This is a genomic window from Helicobacter mustelae (assembly GCF_900476215.1).
Lineage (GTDB): Bacteria > Campylobacterota > Campylobacteria > Campylobacterales > Helicobacteraceae > Helicobacter_H > Helicobacter_H mustelae.
Genome location: NZ_LS483446.1, coordinates 1,522,241 through 1,538,636, shown reverse-complemented (window position 1 = coordinate 1,538,636; position 16,396 = coordinate 1,522,241). Strand labels below are relative to the sequence as shown.

The window sequence follows — 16,396 nt, the reverse complement described above, 5'->3', positions numbered from 1 at the left end:
TCCACAAAACTCACAAATCCTAACCCCATAAATCCAAAGCTTGTGACTGTGGAAGTTTTTGCAAAAGATATTAAGGAAGCAGGCCATAACCTTGCCTCTGGCATGCCTTTGTTTTTTCAACTTTCGTTATAATGCCCTATCTGATTTTCCAGGGAGTAATGATGAAAAAAATATGCCTTGGGCTTATGTTTGGCGCATTGTTTGCGCAATCTCACGTCACTGTGTATGAGGATTCTAACTGTGGATGTTGTGGAAAATGGAGTGCATATCTTGGGCAAAATGGATTTGATGTAGAAGAGAGTAAAACACCAAGAGTTCAAGAATACAAAGACAAATACAAGATTCCCAGAGAAATGCGAAGCTGTCATACAGGCATGGTGGAGGGATATTTTTTGGAAGGGCATATTCCTGCTCAAGATATCAAGCGCCTACTGCAAGAAAGACCCAAGGACATCGCAGGATTATCTGTGCCAAATATGCCCATCGGTAGCCCGGGCATGGAGCAGGGGGATCTGCATCAACATTTTGTTACTTACGCAATCAAAAAAGATGGGAGCATAATCTTATGGAGCAAACATTAATCCCTCATCATTCTCACACCCCCATTCTCCATCCTCAGACCTATGTTTTTAATGGAGTGCATATTATTGGCCAGGTGGAGATTCAAAAGGATTGCAGCATTTGGTTTGGCAGTGTGTTGCGCGGGGATGTCCACTACATACAGATTGGCCAAAGAAGCAACATCCAAGATCTCACTACCATCCATGTGGGCTATCCTGATAGTGAGGGCAGGGGCTATGTCAAGATCGGAGAAGATGTCACCATTGGTCATAATTGCATCATCCATGGTTGCACTATCGAGGATTTTGTCATTGTTGGCATGGGGAGTATTATCATGGATGATGCGCATATTGGCGCGCATTCCATTGTTGGTGCGGGTTCTTTGGTTACCAAGGGCAAAAAATTCCCACCAAAATCTCTCATCATGGGGAATCCCGCAAAATTTATACGAGAGCTAAGCGACCAGGAAATCCTCTCCATAGCAGAGAGCTCTAGGCATTATGTGGAGCTTGCACAAAGCTACAAACTAATCCAGGGAAAAGAATGATAAGCTACCAGACATTCCGCAATCTGATCTTCAAATGTGATGCGGAAAATGCGCATAAGTATGCAGAGAAATTCCTCTCCCACATTGCCAATAAGCCCTTGGTGCAGGATTTTTTATTACGCCAGTTTCATGATTCCCACAGCATGTTGCAAAACACTGTTTGTGGTCTTATTTTTGACAATCCCATTGGTCTTGCTGCAGGATTTGACAAAAATGCCTCCATGCTTGAGGGTTTAAGTGCGCTGGGATTTGGGTTTTTGGAGTTGGGTACCATTACCCAAAGGCCACAAGAGGGCAACCCTAGGCCTCGCTTATTCCGTCATGTTGAGGAAAAGAGCATCCAAAATGCAATGGGATTTAATAATGATGGTGCACAAAAGATTAAAAATCGCTTACAAAGATCCTTCCCCTTTTGTATCCCGCTGGGAATTAATCTTGGCAAAAATAAACATATCGAGCAAAAAGATGCCCTCAAAGATTATGAAGCCGTGTTAAAAGAATTTTTGGATTTGGGGGATTATTATGTGTTTAATCTCTCCTCTCCCAACACCCCAAATCTCAGAGATTTGCAAAATGAGAGCTTTGTCTCTGAGCTCTTTGCTATGGCTAGAAGCCTCACAAGAAAGCCCCTATTTCTCAAGATTTCTCCGGACATGGATACAGATTCCATGCTCGCAGTATGCCAGAGGGCAATCGATCATCAAGCAAGTGGAATTATCGCTACAAATACCACGATTGATTATAGTTTGGTGTGCCATCCCAAAGAGATTGGGGGCATTAGTGGGCAGGCGCTCAAAGAAAAAAGCGCAGAGGTTTTCAAAGTCTTGGCAGAGCATTTTTTCAAAAAGACTATTTTAATCTCTGTAGGGGGCATTAGTGATGCCAAAGAAGCATACAAGAGAATCCGTCAGGGTGCCAGCCTGGTGCAAATCCTTACAGGCCTAATTTATGAGGGCCCGGGCATTTGCAAGAGCATTAATGGAGGGCTTGTGCAATTTCTAAAACAAGATGGATTTGAGCATATCAATGAAGCAATAGGTGTAGATTTATGAAAAAACTTTTATTTTTTTTAGGAGTTATGGCAATGAGTATAGCAAGCAACTTACCAAAATATGAAAGCAAGGTGCTGGAAAATGGATTGCAAATTGTAGTCATTCCCATGCACAATCAAAGCAATGTAATCCAAACAAGCATCTTTTACAAAGTAGGCTCACGCAATGAATTTATGGGGAAAAGTGGGATCGCGCACATGCTAGAGCATCTCAATTTCAAATCTAGCAAGAATCTCAAAGCCGGAGAATTTGATGAAATTGTCAAAAAGTTTGGTGGCATCACCAATGCCTCTACAGGATTTGATTATACGCATTATTTTGTAAAATCCAGCGCGCAAAATCTCGATAAGACGCTGGGACTCTTTGCAGAGCTCATGCAAAACCTCTCCCTCAAGAAAGAAGAGTTTTTACCTGAGCGCGATGTCGTAGCAGAAGAGCGTCGCTGGAGGACGGACAACTCCCCTACGGGGTATTTGTATTTTCGATTTTTCAATACAGCATTTACCTATCATCCCTATCACTGGACGCCCATTGGGTTTATGGATGATATTTTGCACTGGAAAATCAAAGATATTCGAACTTTTCACAAGACCTACTACCAGCCACAAAATGCCATTGTTTTGGTAAGTGGAGACATTGAACCCAAAGAGGTTTTTCAAAAGGCAGGAGAGCATTTTGGGCTCATCAAAAACAAAGGCAAAATCCCCGTGGTTTTTAGCAAAGAGCCCATTCAAGATGGACAAAGAAATATCATTGTTCATAAGGATACGCAAATTGAATGGCTGGCCTTTGGATTTAAGATCCCTAATTTTGCGCACAAAGACCAGGTTGCCCTAAGCGCACTCTCAAGTCTGCTTAGCAATGGAAAAAGTAGCCTGCTCTATCAAGAGCTCGTAGACAAAAAAAAGCTTGTCAATCAAATCTATGGATACAATATGGACATGGTGGATGAGGGGGTTTTTATGTTTATTGCCGCAGCAAATCAAAATATAAGTGCAGAGCAAATCAAACAAGAAATTTTTAAGATCATTAATCAAATCAAAGAGGGAAAAATCACACAAGAAGAACTGCAAAAACTAAAAATCAACATGAAGGCGGAATTTCTTTATGGATTAGAGGATGCCTCTAGTGTGGCGGATTTATTTGGAAGTTATTTTGCACGAGGGGATATCCGTCCTCTTTTGAACTATGAAGAAAATTTTCAAAATCTTGACATTCAAGACATTGTTGAGGTGGCAAAAAAGTATCTGGTGCTTGAGAAATCCACAAGCGTGATCCTAAAACCCCAAGTAAAGGAGAAGTAATGAGCTTTTGTCTTGATGGCGCAATGAGTGCTCTCATTACTCCATTCAAACACAACAAAATTGATGAATCAAGCTATATAGAGCTCATTAAGCGCCAGATCAAATATGGCATGCAGGCCTGTGTGCCTGTGGGCACTACAGGAGAGTCTGCTACACTTAGCCATAATGAACATAAGCAGTGTATAGAGATTGCTGTAGAGACTTGTAAAAATACAGGTGTGAAAGTGCTAGCAGGTGCGGGGAGTAATGCCACTCACGAGGCTATAGAGCTTGCACAATTTGCCCAAAAATGTGGCGCAGATGCCATCCTCTGCGTCACTCCCTATTACAATAAGCCCACGCAAAGAGGATTGTATGAACATTACAAAGCCGTGGCAAATAGTGTAGAAATCCCATTGATGCTCTATAATGTCCCAAGTAGGACGGGCGTGGAAATCGAGACTGCCACTGCTATTTCCCTTTTTAATGATGTAAAAAATATTTTTGCCATCAAAGAGGCCAACGGATCGATGAATACCATCATCGAGCTCAATACTTATGCAGAGGGTTTGGCAATTTTTAGCGGGGAGGATTCTATCAATTATCCCATTCTTGCAAATGGGGGTAGGGGTGTGATTTCTGTGACGGGGAATCTTCTTCCTGATAAGATTGTGCAACTTGTAAAAACTGCACTTTGTGGTAGAATGTCAGACTCAAAAGCCATAAACAATGAGCTATATGTTCTCAATAGAGTTTTGTTTTGTGAGAGCAATCCCATTCCCATCAAAGCATGCTTGTATCTCTCTGGGCTCATTGATACATTGGAATACAGATTGCCACTCCTGGCGCCAAGCAAGGAAAACATGAAGCTCCTTGAAAAAACTTTACAAAAATACGAGGTGTTAAAATAATGAACGCAAGCAAAGAAAACATGAAGGGAAAGACTTTGGTCATCAGTGGGGCCACTAGGGGCATTGGCAAGGCCATTTTGTATCGCTTTGCCAAGGCTGGGGTAAATATCGCCTTTACCTACAACAAAAACCAGGAAGAAGCGCATAAAATCGCTCTTGATGTAGAAGAAAAATACGGAATCAAAGCAAAATATTATGCCCTCAATGTCTTGGAGCCAGAGCTTTATATTGAGCTTTTTAAGCGCATTGATGAGGATTTTCCTAGGGTGGATTTTTTTATTTCCAATGCCATCATTTATGGTAGAAATGTAGTGGGGGGATTTGCACCCTTTATGAGACTCAAGCCAAAGGGGCTTTGCAATATCTACACTGCCACGGTTTTGGCATTTGTCGTAGGCGCGCAAGAAGCAGCCAAGCGCATGAAGGAAGTAGGCGGAGGGGCTATTTTGTCTCTCTCCTCTACGGGCAATCTTGTCTATATGCCCAATTACGCAGGGCATGGCAACTCCAAAAATGCCGTAGAAACCATGGTAAAGTATGCCGCAACAGAGCTTGGCGCCTTTGGCATTCGCGTCAATGCCATAAGTGGTGGACCTATTGACACCGACGCACTGAGGGCATTTCCTGATTATGCAGAGGTGCGAGCCAAAGTAGAGGAGCAATCCCCCCTCAAAAGGATGGGCAATCCAGAGGATCTGGCAGGTGCAGCGCTCTTCCTCTGCGATCAAAGCCAAAGCGGCTGGCTCACAGGACAAACTATTGTCATTGATGGTGGCACTACGTTTCAATAATTTCCTCCATGCTAAAGTATGAGCACGCAGAGCTTGGCGCCTAAACAAGCTCTTTTAAGCGTTATAAACCAGATCTGCACAAGAGCCCTTAGACAAAAAACAGAGACCCACGCATTAAAAGTCAATTATGCAGGTTCTAGAGAATGTCACATAAGACAAGAAATTGCTTTTAATCTATCAAATAAAAACAAGCAATCTGCACTTAGTAAGGCTAGGGAGTCATGGCAAGTTATTTAAAAAGTAGGGAGTGAAAACGCCACACTGCCTGCGCGGGAGGCTTTTACTATCCTTTCCCTGCGGGGAGTTTTTTCTTTTATAAGAGGGGGGCTTGAATGAGCAAGCTCGCATCCTAGCGCGTTTACACGCCTAATGTGTTACCCCTACGCTTGTGCGCACCCCATAGCATGTGCTAACACATGGCTCTACCCAATAGCAGAAGAGCTATATCCCTTTCTCTCCGGCCCGCGCATTGCGCGCTATTTTTTCAAAAAGAGTTAATTTTTTTAATTCGAATCTTTTTAATTCGATTGGCAATTCTTTGCAAAAACCACCTAAGGTGGTTGCAGGAACTTTACCCCGCTTCTTTTAGAAATTGTGCATATAGACGAAGTTGATGCCCACATCATAGGGGGTGAAGTTGGTGGGTATGCCATGGTAGGTGTTTTTGATGGGCAGGAGTGGGGCATGGGAGATGATCTCAAAGCCAAAGCGATGGTAGAACATCATGCGGAATGCGAGATTTGCGCGCACATCAAGCTGATAAAACTGCTTAATCTGATTGCCATTGAGGAAAATCGCGCCAGTATTGACACCCACACCCATTCCAGCGATGAATTCCATCTGCAAAAGGGGCGCATCATACACGGGAAAAATCGCATCTAGATTGAGGGTATTGGCCGCATAGAGATTCTGAATCTTTGGAGTGGCGCGAGATTGGAAAAAACCTCCATCAAATGCATAATAATACTGCAACCCAAAATATTTATGGAAGCGATAATAGCCACCTATGGCGAGATTGACATTGAAGGAGTAGCGCAGGTTTGGCTGCGTTTTTGGCATGGAGATGAGTGCGCCACCACCACCCACACTAAAGAGAATACCCTGCTTGCCAAAGGTGCTTTCTTTGGAATCCTGATTGGATCTCTGTGTTTGCTTCTTGCGCTCTTTCTCTGCTTTTTGGGCTAGCTTCTTTGCCTCTTTTGCGGCCTTCTCTGCTTGCTTGCGCTCCTTTTCCTCTTGCTTCTTGCGCTCTTTCTCTGCTTTTTGGGCTAGCTTCTTTGCCTCTTTTGCGGCCTTCTCTGCTTGCTTGCGCTCCTTTTCCTCTTGCTTCTTGCGCTCTTTCTCGCTCATTTCTGCTTCTTTGCGCTCTTTCTCTGCTTGTGCTTGATATCTTTTCTCTTCATCTAGGGCTTGCTTTGCCCCCTCATCCCCAGAGTCATATGCCCTTTTTTCCATTTGTGCTTGATATCTTTTCTCTTCATCTAGGGCTTGATCATGATTAATCCTCTCTTCTCTGCGATTGGTGTAGTTTTGGGGATTCTGTGGATAGTTTTGATTGTCATAATTTGGGCTTTGTCCATAATTTGGGTTTTGGCCTTGTGGATAATTCTGTGGGTAGTTTGGAGAATTTTGGGGATAATTTTGAGAATTCCGCGTGTAGTTTTGATTGCCATAATTTGAATTTTGGCCTTGTGGATAATTCTGTGGGTAGTTCTGGTTTTGCGGGTAATCTTGAGGATAATTTTGGGGATTTTGATTGGCGTAATTTCTTCTTTGTGCGATAAAGGCTTTGTTTTTTCTAGCAAATTCCTGCAATGCCTTCTGATAGCCAAGATAATAGGCTTCTTTGAAGATCTTCTGCCCCGCATCCTGATAGCCCTCTTGATAGCCCTGGCGATAGGCATTTTGGTAGGTGGTTTTGCTACCATCCTCAAATCCATCGCGATAGCCCTCCTGATAACTGATGGCATCAGAGTTTATAATCAATCCAAAATCTCCATCCAGCCCGCCCCGCAGGTAGGAGGGGCCTATGCCTCTTTGTGCTTGTTGGAAAGAGGTGCCTCTTTTGTTGGTGTTTAATGGATTTAATGGGATTTTGTTGGCAGAAAGCGTGGGGTTTTGACCAAGACTGTTTGATGGATTCCTGGCTGCGTTTCCACTCAAAGAAGCACTGGCATAGAGATTACCATTTGTCCCAGGGGGATTGGGTGATCTGGTGTTACCAAAGCCATTGGCATTTTGTGGGTTGCCATTTCTCACCCCAGTGCCATTAGAAAAATTCACATTCACGCCCTTGATTCTATCTTGCTGCACTCCACTTGGACGGCCTGCATTGAGGGCATTTGCGCTCTTTGCATTGAGCGCAGCAGTATCCCTGGCTCTTTTGGCATTTTCCTCTGTCTGCTTCTTAATCCTGTTTAGCTCCTCAAGATGTGCTCTCTCAGCCTCTTCTTCTTGCTGTCTGCGCGCGATCGCATCCCTTTGCTTCCTTGCCTGCTCGATCTCTTTTTTTCGTTGGCGTTCTCTCTTTTCTCGCTCTAAGCGCTCCTTTTCTTCTTCCTTTCTGTGCAGCGCCTCCAGCCTCTGGGCCTCTAAGCGCTCCTTTTCCTCTTGCTTCTTGCGCTCACGTTCTAGTATTTCTTCTTGGCGTCTTCGCTCACGCTCTGCCTTTTGTGCTTCTTTTCTGTTTCGCTCTGCCCTCGCTCTTTTTTCCTGCTCTTTTTTCTCACGCTCTGCTTTTGCTCTTGCTTCTTCTTTGGGATCTAGGACAAAGGAGGTATCTGCATTGGGATTTGGCTGGTTGAACCCTTCTTTATAGCCTTGTTCATACCCCTCTTGATAGGCAGGGGGTTGACCTCTTTTTTTGAGTAAGGGTGTTTCTTCTTTGTAGAGCAGGGTATTGTAGCCATCGCTAAATCCATCGCTATAGCCTTCCCCATAGGCATCTGCAAGCGCTTGGGCCAAGAACGCTAAAAACACCAAGATTCTTTTCAAATTCACCCCCTTGTTCACTCTCAAGCCAAGGCCTCTGTGGCAGCCTGTGTTGATTCAAAATTAGTGCATGCTCAACCTGCCCACAATCCCTGGCTGGGATTTTTGAAATTTCTGGGAATGCAAGCATCTTTCATTCCAAGGTGTGCGCAGGATTTCTCGCGCAGCGTGGGCATAGCTATCGCATCAGATAAAGCCTAATTGTATTGAAAAAATCTCAAAAAGCAAAAGGATATGTGATAGAATCGACAAAATCACAAAGGAAAGGAATGGAATACAAGATTTTCCCCATCAAAGGGGGGGTGTGCGCGCCAAGAGGATTCCTTGCAGATGGGTATTGCGCAGGGCTTGGGAAGCTGGATAAAGAGGGCAGGGCAGCCCTAGATGTTGGCTATATCTACATGCAAATTCCCTGCTGTGTGTACGCGCTTTTTACTCAAAATGCCTTCAAAGCCGCGCCTATTTTGCATTTTTTGGAAAATGTGTCGGGCAAAAAGAGTAATTTTGTCCTTATCAATACCAAAAATGCCAATGCGATGACGGGGAAAAGAGGGCTAGAGGATGTGTATGAGATTCTCTCTGCATTGCAAAAAAAATTCCCCCAGATCCAAAATCCCATCATGTCTTCCACGGGCGTGATTGGCTATCACCTGCCAAAAGAAAAAATTCTCTCTAGTTTTGACCAAATCTATTTGGAGAAGCGCGATGAATCTGGACATGAGCGTGCGGCAACCGCGATTATGACCACCGATCGCTATGCAAAAGAAATCGCTTTTGAAGTAATCGATTCTTTGGGTAAGAAATTTCGCATTGGAGCAATGGCAAAGGGTGCGGGGATGATTCAGCCCTCCATGGCCACAATGCTTTGCTACATCACCACAGATGCAAGGCTAAACAATGCTCAAAGTCTGTTAGAGAGGGCCGTGAAAAAAACCTTCAATACAATCAGCGTGGATGGAGATATGAGCACCAATGATAGCGTGATGCTCTTTTGCAGTGAGGATGTGGAGGTGCAAGAGGAGATTTTTGAAGAAGTTTTGGTCATGGCGCTAGAAAAGCTAGCCAAGGACATTGTGCGCGATGGCGAGGGCTCTACTAAGCTTGTGGGATTCAAGATAAATTCTGCATGGAGTGATGCAGAAGCAGAGCGCGCTGCCAAGGCTCTGAGTAATTCCTTGCTTGTAAAAACTGCGATCTTTGGTGGGGATCCTAATTGGGGGCGTATCGCCTCTACTATTGGAGCTAGTGGTGTGAAATGCGATGCGAATCTGCTAAAAATCCGTATTGGCGGCGTGCTGGTGTATGATTGCGGAGAGATTTATTTTGACAAAGAAACCGAGGCAAGGGCTGGCAAAAAAATGCAGCAGGAGAGCTTTTTGATTGAATGTGATCTGGGCATGGGAGAGGGGAGTTATCTTGCTTATGGCTGTGATTTGGGTTATGAGTATGTCAAGATTAATGCAGATTATAGGAGCTAGCACAAGAGGGCTTTTTGTGTGAATTTTTTGCATCTTTGCATGGTGTTTTTTATTTTCTCTTGAGTTCCCCCTCCACAAGCAAGCAATCTTCCTTGCAAGCATCCAATTTTGATAAAGCGCATAAATTTTGCGAGTTTCCACGCAGGTGTGTGAGATTTCCCATAGCAGCTAGAATTTTGAAATTTTTTGAGCGCGCAGGGGGATTTTTGTTATAATGAGTGCCTACAAGTGACGGGAGCCTATGAATAGGTTGAGAGTAAGCTCATAGCTTAGACCGCACCGGATCTGGATAATGCCAGCGTCGGGAATACTTAAACCCACTCAAACACCCCCTTCATTTGTTCATTATTTTCATCATAAGGAACAAATCATGAAAAATCTCACAAAAATATTTTTACCGCCATTGTTTCTTACTCCACTTTTTTCGCAGGAGGCGAGCCTAGAGCGCATACAGACCACCTCAGAAGCAGGAAATGAAAGTAAAGTAGAAAAAGAGCGCTCTAGCTCAAAAGTCACCGGAAAAGAACTCATAAAATACACCATCAAAACCACGGAGCAATTGGGGCGAATTTTCCCCAATCTCCACATCTATTCCCGAGGCGCAGATACCTTCCCTATGATTTCTTATCGTGGGGTTTCTAGTCCGGATTATTATTCCTCCATTCTCGGGCTCTATGTAGATGGCATTCCTCAGAGCCCAAGCTTTCTTATCCAAACCCTGGGGGATGTAGAGAATATCGAGCTTATTAATGGAAGCGAGGGGCTACTTTATGGAGAAAATGCACCACTTGGCATCATTTCTATCACTTCCAAAAACCCTATGAAAAAACCCTATGCCCTTGCATCTTTGCAGGGCTCGCGTCTGCAGCAGGGCATTAATCTACAAATGGGCAGAGAGCTTATTAAGGACAAGCTTTGGGGCAAGGGAAATTTTCGCTACATCTATGACAATGGCTTTATCAAAGACCCCGTGACCAAAAAAATGCTAAACCCAGGGCAATCCCTCATTGCAGGCACAAGCCTCTATTATCAGCCTATAGAAAGCCTGCTATTGAATGCAAATTATAGTTATTATCACACCTTTACGCGCAAGGATTTTTTTTTCACTCAGTCTCAAATCAAGAGTCTAACACTTCCCAATAATCAAGGCATTACTTGGCAGGAATTTTCTGATGGCGTGCAGGATAGGATTTTGAATAAAACTCCCTTCATGAATCTAGATGCCCAGAATGCGAGTCTCAAGATGGAATACTTCACCAAAAGCTCTACGCTTAGTGTTGTGGGGGCCTATCAAAAGGTGGACACCCTTGCAAATGAATATCCTGGAATTTATGTGCAAAATGAAAAAAAAGATGGCTATTACTACAACAATGCCCAATTCATCGGCGAGGCGAGGCTACACACCACCTACAAAGGTGGGCAGGAGACTTTGTTTGGGATTTATTACAAAAATCTCCTCACAGACAATGGCATGGTGAATGTCCCTACAGAACCAATTGGTTATAGCGGGAATTGGGATGCAGCAGAGCGGCTTAATACTTTTGCGATTTTTGGCAATGCATCCTTCCCCTTTGGTGCTTTTTCACTGCACGCAGGGGTGCGCTACCAGCTTTTTCATAATAGAATCGTCTCAAAAAATCCTCCAGTCACTGACATCGCCCCCTATACAAATGCCAAGACTTTCAACACAGTAAATCCTAGGCTTTCTTTGTTTTGGCATTTTTCAAAACAAAGCAGCTTTTATCTCCAGCTCTCCACCTCCACAAAGCCGGGGGGTTTTGCAAAGTTTCCTTTTGCAGATACTGACACCATCCCCTATGGTTCAGAAAATATTTATAGCGCAGAGCTAGGGAATAAGACTCATGCACTTAGCAATAGGCTGCAGGTAAAAACCGCATTCTATGGCATTTTTCGGACAGACACACAGGCATATGCTGGCAATGGGTATTACAAAAGTATCAAAAACATCGGTAATGCCTATGCCTATGGCGTGGATTTTACACTCAAATACCAGGGGGATTATTTTGATTTGTTTGCGAGCTTCAATCTGGGAGAATCACGATTTGCCAAAGGAGGAAAAAACATCGGCACCATCACGATACTGGGGGTCACAGGGCATTATAATATCTCAGGGCTGCGCCCCAAATTCTCGCCCCTGTTTTCTCTAAACACCGGGACAGATATCTACTTTTTCAAAATCCCAAATCACAATCTCAAGCTCACTTCCCTATTGCATTTTTCTACAGGCTACTATATCAAAGACTTTACGCGCTCTAGTGCACTGTATCAAAAACCCTTTGTGCTGCTAGAGCTCTCTTTGATTTACAATTTTAGGAAGCGCTATACTTTCATGATCTTTGGACAAAATCTCACCAATGCGCGTTATATCACTCATGCAATCCATAATGCAAAAGGCAATGCCTATTCTATTGGCAATCCTATCAACTTTGGTGGGAAGGTGATCTATCGCTATTAAAGCTTATGCTAAAAACCTAGAGTGAGAAATCTAGGGAGGGGGTGGGAAAAATTGAGTGGCAAAAAGCAGAGGGTAGCAAAAGGCAGGGAACTTGCGCGAGCTAGCTAAAACTCATTAAGCAGCAAAATCCTCGCATCCTAAACATCAGCTCCCCTCCACTCAAAATCCCGTCAAAAGCAGGGCATGCACAGGGGCTGGGAGCAGCCATTGGCGTGGATGTTTTTGCGTTTTTATGGTATTCTAGCGAAATTCAAATGGGGTTTTGGGAATGAGGAAGATTGCTTGCTTTTTCTTTTTGATGGTGTGGGCGCATGCGCTGAAAGTGGACATCACTTATGGCAGGGAGCAAAATTCCCCCTTTTCCATCATCACTCTCACTCATGCCAAGCCCTTTGCCTGCCAGACCCTATCGCGAGAGGATTATTCTTCTGATATCATTGAGTGCATCATCAAAGAAACACCAGAGGCTGGATTCCTACCCTTTGATACGAATTTTTTTGAGGTTTCCTATGAGATGGTAGATCAAAAATTCCATCTTATCATCAAAAGCAAGAAGCACCAAAGGCTGCTTTTCATCCCTGATGACATCCAAGATAGCGGCTTTTTTGTCCAAAGGCGCGATAAATTCTCGCGTACCTGGCAGATTGTGGGATATGAAAAAAAGCTGCCGTTTTTGAGTGAGAAAAAACCTCTAGGCATCAATTTCCCGATCTCCCTTTCTCGCCAAAAATACCCCTTTGTTGGTGAAATTGGCGTGGACAAGAATCCTATGAACACCAACCTTGGCGCAGATTATGCGGAATATCTCAAGGTCAAGGATTTGGTTGATTCTCAAAGTTATCGCGCTGCATTAAATAACATCGCCAATGCATTCAAAAAATATCCAAAAACACTTTTTGCAAAGGATTTTTTGTTTTTTCAAATCAAGGCGCTCTATCACCTCAAGCGCTATGATAGCGCCATTGATTATGCCAATGCTTGGCTAAAGAATTATTCCTCAGACACCAGTGTGCCTGAGATGCTGTATCTGGTAGCTAATAGCTATGCGCGCCTGCGCTTTCCTAGTGAATCCAATTATTATTATCGCCGCATTATTGATGAATATCCAGGCAATCGATTTGCCGCGCTTTCTAAAATAAAGATTGCCAACATGTTTGCAGGAGGCTCAAATGTCGGACTTGCGCGTCTGTATTATTCCCAGGCCTATCAGGAGGCAAAAAATCTCAATGATGCTGTGGACATCGCCATGGAATGGGCGTTATTTGAGATCCAAAGCAATTCCCTAGCAAATGCCAGAGATCTTTTTGAAAAGAGTTTTCATGCCAATCCCAAGTATTTTACAGAGCATCAAGATCAGACACTCAATCTCCTAGGCGTATTAAAAGAGCACAAAATGGATGATATTGCTGCAAAAATCGCGCAATATTTTGTGGACCACATCAATAAGCAAGAGGCCAATTATGAAAAAGTGTTGTTTTTGCTAGGTGAGTTGTATGAGGGGGCAGGGCAGTTTGATCGCGCTCATGTCGCAAATCTGGCCTATCTCAAGGAATATGATGGATTGGTTGGTGCAAAGGAAGTGCAGCGCAGGGATGATAATTTGCTCTTTGAGCTTAGTGGAAGTGCTAAAGAAAAACTCGATCGCTATGATGTGATTTTACAAAAATATCCCTCCACCCCAGAGGCAAAAAAAGCCGCACATCTCAAAGCAGAGCTCCTACTAAAAGAAAAAGACTATCTAGCTGTGCTTGCAATGAAGGATCTCTTAAAGCAAGACAAAGGGCCCTATAATTCCGCTTTGAGCGCGCTTATCAACCAAGACATGCAGGAAAATCGCTGCGCCATTGCAGCGCAATATTTGGGAGAAATTTCTGATTTTTCTGAGATAAAAGACAAGCTTAAGACTTTTGATTGTTTGTATGAGCTCAATCTCAACGCTAAAGCAAATTTGCTAGCCAAATCCCAAATCCAAGACAAAAACAGCAAGGACTATCTCCCCTGGCTCTATCGCTATGCCAAAAATCTCTACAAACTCGGAAAATATCAAGATAGTATTCTGGCAAGCAGGGATGTGCTAGCAATTGCCAGGGCAGAGAATGCAAAGCAATATGAGGATATTTTATTTACACTCTTTGATGCACTCGCACTCTCCAATCTCCCTGAAGCCACGAATATCTATGGAAGTCTTGAGCAAAATTTCCCCAACGATCCAAGAATGCTCTCTGTTTATTTTGCATTGCTAAATCAAAAAGACATCATTAATTCCGCCAAGCTTGTCTATGCCACCAAGCTCTATGATTTGCAAAAATCCCTGCATTCTAGCGATTACTCACCCTTTGTGGATTTTATGCTCATTGATGCCCTCAAGCAAGGTGGAGACAATGCCAGGGCCTATGAAGTGGCCACCAAATTGATCGCGCAGAAATTATCAGACCCAAACAAACAAAGAGCGCTCTATATCAAAGCAGATCTAGAGATCAAGCAAGGAAAGAAAAAACAAGCCAGCGCCACGCTTAAGCAATGCACAGATATTGCTGAGCAGAGCTCGTGGAAGACATTATGCGCTCAAAGCAAAGATTTATTAAAGGAGTAACATGAGTATTTTTCGAGAATATGACATTCGGGGCATCTTTGGAAAAGATTTGACAAGGAATCACGTTTTTGCCATTGGGGTTTTTGTGGGGCAGAGAATCCTCTCCCAGGGACAAAGAATTGTTTTTGTAGGTTTTGATGCGCGCGTGCATAGCCAGGAACTTTTGGAGTGGCTGGGTGCAGGGCTTGAGCATGGCGGGGTGGATGTAGTAGAGATTGGCATGGTCCCCACACCTGTGGCATATTTTTGCACCTATCATGAGATTGATGGGATTTGTGCTACAAGCTCCATTATGATTACAGGCTCTCACAACCCACCAGAGTACAATGGCTTCAAGATTACCATTGATCGTAAGCCCTTTTATGGAAGCCAAATCCAAAGCCTGCGCCAAGAGATAGAATCAAGCAATCTTGTTGCCATTCCTAGGAGTAGGGATAGGGTTTGTGTGGATGCGCTGAGCCAATATGTGGCATTTTTGAGCACGCATTTTCAAAGTCTTGAAAATTTCCCCTATGCAATCGCGCTAGATTATGGCAATGGCGTAGCGGGCTTGGGAATGGAGAGGATTTTGGAAAATCTAGGCATCCATCATCAAAGCCTCTATGCCAATCCTGATGGAACTTTTCCCAATCATCATCCTGACCCCAGTGAAGAAAAAAACCTAAAAGATCTCAAGGATTTGATGCGCACTCAGGATTTGCCCATTGGTCTTGCCTTTGATGGGGATGGGGATAGGATTGCGCTACTGACGCAAAATCATCATTTCAAGGGCGATGAATTGGGCATTTTGTTTGCCAAACAAATCGCACAAAATAAGCCAAATCCCCTCATTATCGGCGAGGTGAAATGCTCTCAAGTGATGTATGATGCCATCAATGCATTTGGCAAGGGTCTCATGTACAAAACTGGCCATAGCAATCTAAAGGTCAAGCTCAAGGAATTGGGCGCGGATTTGGCCGTGGAGATGAGCGGGCATATTTTCTTTCATGATCGTTATTATGGCTATGATGATGCCACTTATGCGGGGCTAAGGGCACTAGAGCTATTTGCCAAAAAGTCTCCCAAAGAGCTGGAGGATGTTATTGCGCAATTACCCAAGGTCTATGCCACTCCAGAGGAAAAAATTCCCACCACAGAGGAGGAGAAATTTGAAAAAATCGCCTCCTTGCACCAAAGGCTAAAAAATCCACCCCTAGGATTTCCTAAAATCGTAGAGATTATTGCTATTGATGGGGTGCGGGTGGTCTTTGAAAAGGGTTGGGGATTGGTGCGAGCGAGCAATACTACACCCGTGCTTGTCACAAGATTTGAAGCCGAAAATGAAGCCCTGGCGATGGAATACAAAAAGGCATTGCTCAAGCTCTTGGAATCTTAGTTTTAAGCTTTTGGCTTGAAGTTGGCAGTAGGGGGCTAGGTTGAATTTGGCAGCGAGAATTTTCCCGTGTTTTTGGGTGCATTTCTAAGCCAAAGAATATTTTATAATAATCATTATTATTTTTTATATTAATTTAAGCTAAGAGTTGTTATAATTCCGTCGTGCTACAAAAAGCATAGCATTTGTAGTCATCTAAAGTAATAAAGTTTAGTTTTTACATTGTCTTCCTTATGTTTTGCCCCCGCCCAAAAAGCGGGGGATTTTTATTGCTTACTTTTTTAATTTTTTTCCTATTTTCCTTATTTTTTTATAATCCCCCCGATATCCCCAAATCTAGG

Annotated in this window: 11 protein-coding genes and 1 riboswitch; of the genes, 10 read left to right on the top strand and 1 reads right to left on the bottom strand. The window is 43.5% G+C overall.

Features of this window, described 5'->3' with window-relative positions; genetic code table 11:
• Window positions 1–161: 161 nt before the first annotated feature.
• The 6 genes from DQN48_RS07380 to DQN48_RS07355 are packed head-to-tail and all read left to right on the top strand — an operon-like array spanning window position 162 to window position 5,145.
• On the top strand, window positions 162–581 hold the full coding sequence (locus tag DQN48_RS07380; RefSeq protein WP_158303481.1) for a DUF411 domain-containing protein: 420 nt from the start codon (window positions 162–164) through the stop codon (window positions 579–581).
• A complete protein-coding gene (locus tag DQN48_RS07375; RefSeq protein WP_013023725.1) occupies window positions 566–1,108 on the top strand; it encodes a gamma carbonic anhydrase family protein in 543 nt (180 codons plus the stop codon). The genes DQN48_RS07380 and DQN48_RS07375 overlap by 16 nt, the downstream gene beginning before the upstream one ends.
• The gene (locus DQN48_RS07370) at window positions 1,108–2,160 is read left to right on the top strand and encodes a quinone-dependent dihydroorotate dehydrogenase (protein WP_407646387.1); all 1,053 of its coding nucleotides are present in this window, start codon (window positions 1,108–1,110) and stop codon (window positions 2,158–2,160) included. The genes DQN48_RS07375 and DQN48_RS07370 overlap by 1 nt, the downstream gene beginning before the upstream one ends.
• A complete protein-coding gene (locus tag DQN48_RS07365) occupies window positions 2,157–3,464 on the top strand; it encodes a M16 family metallopeptidase (RefSeq protein ID WP_013023723.1) in 1,308 nt (435 codons plus the stop codon). Before DQN48_RS07370 ends, DQN48_RS07365 begins: the two co-directional genes overlap by 4 nt.
• On the top strand, window positions 3,464–4,354 hold the full coding sequence (dapA, locus tag DQN48_RS07360; protein ID WP_013023722.1) for a 4-hydroxy-tetrahydrodipicolinate synthase: 891 nt from the start codon (window positions 3,464–3,466) through the stop codon (window positions 4,352–4,354). Before DQN48_RS07365 ends, dapA begins: the two co-directional genes overlap by 1 nt.
• A 20-nt stretch (window positions 4,355–4,374) precedes the next feature.
• A complete protein-coding gene (locus tag DQN48_RS07355) occupies window positions 4,375–5,145 on the top strand; it encodes an enoyl-ACP reductase (RefSeq protein ID WP_041913415.1) in 771 nt (256 codons plus the stop codon).
• 585 nt (window positions 5,146–5,730) lie between these two features.
• On the opposite strand, the gene DQN48_RS07350 is transcribed toward DQN48_RS07355, so the two are convergent.
• The gene (locus tag DQN48_RS07350) at window positions 5,731–8,139 is read right to left on the bottom strand and encodes a hypothetical protein (RefSeq protein ID WP_013023720.1); all 2,409 of its coding nucleotides are present in this window, start codon (window positions 8,137–8,139) and stop codon (window positions 5,731–5,733) included.
• A 266-nt stretch (window positions 8,140–8,405) separates the two neighbouring features.
• Between DQN48_RS07350 and argJ the strand changes: the two genes are divergently transcribed.
• The 4 genes from argJ (at window position 8,406) to DQN48_RS07325 (ending at window position 16,058) form a co-directional block, all read left to right on the top strand.
• A complete protein-coding gene (argJ, locus tag DQN48_RS07345) occupies window positions 8,406–9,614 on the top strand; it encodes a bifunctional glutamate N-acetyltransferase/amino-acid acetyltransferase ArgJ (protein ID WP_013023719.1) in 1,209 nt (402 codons plus the stop codon).
• A 221-nt stretch (window positions 9,615–9,835) separates the two neighbouring features.
• Window positions 9,836–9,939, top strand: a riboswitch (TPP riboswitch).
• A 45-nt stretch (window positions 9,940–9,984) separates the two neighbouring features.
• A complete protein-coding gene (locus DQN48_RS07335; RefSeq protein ID WP_013023717.1) occupies window positions 9,985–12,090 on the top strand; it encodes a TonB-dependent receptor in 2,106 nt (701 codons plus the stop codon).
• A gap of 268 nt (window positions 12,091–12,358) precedes the next feature.
• Complete coding sequence (locus DQN48_RS07330) at window positions 12,359–14,683, top strand: tetratricopeptide repeat protein (protein ID WP_013023716.1); 2,325 nt, start codon at window positions 12,359–12,361, stop codon at window positions 14,681–14,683.
• Window position 14,684: 1 nt separating this feature from the next.
• Window positions 14,685–16,058, top strand: coding sequence for a phosphomannomutase/phosphoglucomutase (locus DQN48_RS07325; protein ID WP_013023715.1), 1,374 nt, complete (start codon window positions 14,685–14,687; stop codon window positions 16,056–16,058).
• Window positions 16,059–16,396 lie beyond the last annotated feature (338 nt).